Here is a 4,371-nt window from a genome sequence, read left to right as displayed (position 1 = left end):
GCCGCGATTGTTTGAGCCGTTTGCGACGACGAAGGACCGGGGTACAGGACTCGGGCTAGCAGTGTCGCATCGGATCGCTGAAGAGCATCACGGAACGATCAGTGCCAGAAACGGAGAGACGGGCGGTGCCCAGTTTACCCTCTGTATTCCGATCATCGAATTTGAGGTCTCGGGCCCCTCGTCGAGACGTACCGATCATGAGATGGCAACCTCTTGACGGATTTAATGCATTTGAGGAGCACAATGGAATCGCTTTTGGTAATCGACGATGAAGCGGGAATTTGCAAAACAATTCAAAACGTGCTCCAAAGCAGCACCCTGCGCATCCTGACCGCTTCGACTGCAGCGGAAGGACTCAGCATTCTCCGCGAAGAATTGCCTTATGTTGTTCTGCTCGATATTCGCCTAGGGAAACAATCTGGACTGGACCTGTTCGATCAGATTCACGAAATCCACCCCAAGGCCCTTATCATTTTCATCACGGGGCATGGGACAGCGGATACTGCGATTGAAGCGATGAAGGTGGGGGCCTTCGACTACCTGGTCAAGCCGCTTGATCTCGATCAACTGACCCAGGTTGTGGAACAGGCGCTCAAAATCGGCCGGCTGATGCATGCCGCCGCAGCCATCGATGATGACACCTCGGCTGACGATGCGTCTGACCGACTGGTGGGGAACGGCCCTTCCATGCAGTCCATCTGCAAGCAGATCGGGCGGACGGCTCCTCAGGACGTCAATGTATTGATCCTCGGTGAAAGCGGCACTGGTAAGGAACTTGTTGCACGCGCCCTCTACCAGCACAGTCGCCGGAACCAGGCACCTTTTCTGGCGATCAATTGTGCCGCCATCCCCGAAACACTGCTGGAGAGTGAACTGTTCGGTCACGAAAAAGGGGCCTTCACAGGGGCTGATCGCAGACGGGTGGGAAAGTTTGAGCAGTGTCATCGCGGAACGCTCTTCCTGGACGAAGTCGGTGATATGCCGCTGGCAACGCAGGCCAAAATCTTGCGGCTCTTGCAGGATGGTCAGTTCCAGCGTGTCGGTGGAAACGAAACACTCACCGTCGACGTCCGGGTAATCGCTGCAACCAATCAGAACCTTGAAGCGATGATTGAAGAAGGTCGCTTCCGCCGCGACCTGTACTATCGGCTACGCGGTGTTACCCTGCACATGCCGGCGCTGCGGGACCGGATCGACGACATTCCCGAACTGGCTCACTATTTCCTATTCCGATTTAACCGCCAGCTTGGCACCGCCGTTCAGTCGATTTCGCAAGAATCGCTTGAGCGGCTGCAGTCTTATCGCTGGCCGGGCAATATCCGGGAACTCCAGAGCGTGATTCGCGAATCGCTCATTGTTTCCACCGGCCCGACGCTGCTTCCCGAGTTTCTGTCGATCGAACTGCATGGTGAGCCACCCGCAGAGCCCGAACCGGTCGAAACCATTCTGAACGTCAACAACGATGCCTGGAGAAATCTGGGGACCGTTGTCGAAAAGTTGATGACAGAAGGTAAGTCAGACGTCTACCGTCAGTCGCTACTCTACTTCGATCGGCTACTGGTAAGTCAGGCGATGAAGATATCGAAGGGCATGCAGTCGCACGCTGCTGAAATTCTGGGGCTGAGCCGCCCTACGTTGCGGGCAAAAATTCGAGCCATGGTGGCCGAAGACGCCAGAACGGACGCGACACCGAACGGGATTTAGTAAGAGATTTTGGATCCGGGTACTATGGCGCGGGCTGGACTGGCCACCGACGGCCGCGCCATTCCCCCGATCACACTGAGTCCTCGTCCCAAGCACCACGCCTCCCGCGTCCACGGATCGCGGTGAGACACCTGCAATCCCGTCCAGTTCGGACCAGACCCACGACTCACACGGCGTGATAACTTCGCAATTGGACGAATGCCTTCAATGGACTTCATCATGATGAGTTATGAACGGCTGCGGATGGAGTCACTTTGCGGTTGCTGGCCAGATTACTGCCAAAGTCTGCTGACCTTTAGTCCTGGTCCTGTCCCGACTGAAGTACTTTGAGCTTTCGCTGCAGGGTTCTGACGGAGATTCCCAACGCTTCTGCAGCGTGCGTCCGGTTTCCGTGAAATCGATCGAGAGCGGCTTGAATGGCCACTCGCTCAATTTCCTGCAACTCGCCATCGCTCGACGATACGAACGGTTTGGATGCAGGGTAACCGGTAAAGTAGGCTGGAAGGTCTTCCTGGGTGAGAACGTCGTGCTTGCCCATGACGACCATGTTTTCAATCGTATTTCTAAGCTGTCGTACATTTCCGGGCCAGTTGTAGCCAATAAAAAACTCCCGCAGTTCCGGGGCGAGTTGCACATTCATCCGGTCATGTCGCTCGCGACTTTCGTGAAGAAACCTGTCTGTCAACTTGGCAATGTCACCTGGCCGCTGGCGTAATGGGGGAAGATCGATGGTCAGCACATGCAGCCGGTAGAAGAGGTCTTCTCGGAAGAGATTCTGCTTGATCATCTCGGGAAGGTTACGGCTCGTTGCGGCAACGACTCTGACGTCCACATCGCGGTCTGTGTTGCTTCCCACGGGAGTCACCTTCAGGTTCTCCAGGACTCGCAGTAATTTCGCCTGCGACGCAAGTGGGAAATCGCCGATTTCGTCGATGAACAACGTTCCTTCGTGAGCAGCTTCGAATCGCCCAATCCGATCTTCTGCCGCTCCTGTGAAGGCACCTTTGACACTGCCAAACAGTTCTGATTCGATCAGACTTTCCGGGAGAGCAGCGACATTGACGGCGACGAATGGACCGTTAGCCCGACGGCTCAATCGATGGATGGCGGAAGCAACCAGTTCTTTCCCGGTACCCGATTCACCTAGAATCAATACCAGCCCATCAGTGCGGGCGACTCGTTCGACGCGTTCCACCACATCCTGCATCTGAGGTGACTGGCCGATGATTCCCGTCAATCTTTCACGTCGTTCCGATTCGGGTTCAGTCACCGAGGGGGCAGGGTTGTTCTGGATGAGACGTCGCAAAAGCAGCATCAGGTTGTCGGGATTGAGCGGCTTCGTCAGGTAATCTTCTGCACCAAGCTTGATCGCTTCGACGGCAGAGCTGACTTCCCCATATGCCGTCACAATGACAAAAGGTGTCGTAGGGCGCTGGGCTTTCCAGATATGCAGCAGATCAACTCCACTTTGCTGGCCGAGCCTGAGATCGCAGATGACCACATCCACGGATTCCGAAAGAAACGCCAGGGCCTCCGCGTGATTTTTCGCAGTGAGGGGATTCATCCCTTCAGTCTTGAGAAAACGGGCCAGCGCATCGCGCTCCCGTGGCTGGTCTTCGACAATCAGAATGTTGAATTTTGTCATAGGGCCGATCACTCACGTGATTGATTGCGATGGGCTGGCCATCTGACGCGAAATTGACATTGCCCGCGGTCAAGTCGCACACAATTCACCGTCCCCCCTGCCCGTTCCATCAGACTCCGTGTGATGGCCAGACCGAGACCTGATGACTGCTCTTTCGTCGAATAGAAGGGAGCGAAGATGAGATCCCGGTGCGCCGCTGAGATACCGCTCCCACTGTCCGTGACGTTGACTTCGACCATCTGCTGATGTTGCTTCAGGTCGATTTCAATCTTTCCTCCGGTTTCAGGGATTGCCTCTTTCGAATTGGAAAGCAGATTGAGCAGTACCTGTCTTACGTGACCACGACCTGCGCGAGTCAGGAACTCCCCCTTGGCCGGAACCGAAAGCTTCAGGTTGATCCTGCTCGCCTGAAGCGTCGGTTCCATGAAAGCCGCGACACTGTGAATCTCGCGGCGCAGATCAACGGTGTTCACTTCCAAATCGTCCGCACGCGCGTACCCAAGAAGCAGGTTCATCAGACCATCCACCCGTTCAATCTCACGAACGGACTCGCCCAGCATCGCGGTAATCTCTTCGGAGGCGAGTTGCGCATCGCCCCGGAAGACTCGGTCAGCGGTGTAGAGATTCAGGCGGATTGAGTTTAACGGATTACGGACCTCGTGCGCGAGACCGACCATCAACTGGTTCAGTTCCAGCAACCGCTGTGATTCTGATTTTAATGATTCCTGCTTCAATCGGGTGATTGTCTGCCGCTGAACCCCAATGACCAAACAGAGCAGAATCGCCAGAATTGAAATCGCGAAAACCAAATACCCGCCTCCTTCAGCCTAAGTCCACTGGGGCCTCCGACTCCCCTTGCCCGAGAGAACGTTCGTTTCTCGCGGCGAGGAGCCACAAGTCTATGTAGGTAAGAGATGCGTCAGCCTCGAGCACTTGAGAAATGCGTAATGGCCTCGATCTCTCAAGTCGCCAGTCTTCAGACAGATCCTCGGAGACTCACTCGGGGAGATGAATATCAGATT

General features: G+C 55.4%; 4 protein-coding genes. 2 read left to right on the top strand and 2 right to left on the bottom strand.

Annotated features, from left to right (window positions below; all coding sequences use genetic code 11):
* Both VGE80_RS10560 and VGE80_RS10555 read left to right on the top strand, forming a co-directional pair.
* On the top strand, positions 1-217 hold a 217-nt coding region (locus tag VGE80_RS10560), incomplete at its 5' end, for an ATP-binding protein (RefSeq protein ID WP_440592635.1).
* Positions 218-243: 26 nt separating this feature from the next.
* A complete protein-coding gene (locus VGE80_RS10555) occupies positions 244-1,704 on the top strand; it encodes a sigma-54-dependent transcriptional regulator (RefSeq protein WP_373652486.1) in 1,461 nt (486 codons plus the stop codon).
* A 295-nt stretch (positions 1,705-1,999) separates the two neighbouring features.
* Here the strand turns inward: VGE80_RS10555 and VGE80_RS10550 are convergent, their stop codons facing one another.
* Positions 2,000-3,349 (bottom strand): sigma-54-dependent transcriptional regulator, encoded by a 1,350-nt coding sequence (locus VGE80_RS10550; protein ID WP_373652485.1) that lies wholly within the window; start codon positions 3,347-3,349, stop codon positions 2,000-2,002.
* Positions 3,350-3,357: 8 nt separating this feature from the next.
* Entirely contained in the window at positions 3,358-4,158 is an 801-nt protein-coding gene (locus tag VGE80_RS10545) for a sensor histidine kinase (protein WP_373652484.1), read from the bottom strand.
* Between the last annotated feature and the right edge of the window lie 213 nt (positions 4,159-4,371).

It is taken from the genome of Schlesneria sp. (assembly GCF_036405755.1).
Taxonomy (GTDB): domain Bacteria; phylum Planctomycetota; class Planctomycetia; order Planctomycetales; family Planctomycetaceae; genus Schlesneria; species Schlesneria sphaerica.
This window is presented reverse-complemented; position numbering and strand designations above follow the sequence as displayed.

What these genes read in the sequence shown, in the direction of transcription:
- VGE80_RS10555 (WP_373652486.1), top strand. Translation starts at nt 244, where the DNA reads ATGGAATCGCTTTTGGTAATCGACGATGAAGCGGGAATTTGCAAAACA.
- VGE80_RS10550 (WP_373652485.1), bottom strand. Translation starts at nt 3,349, where the DNA reads ATGACAAAATTCAACATTCTGATTGTCGAAGACCAGCCACGGGAGCGC.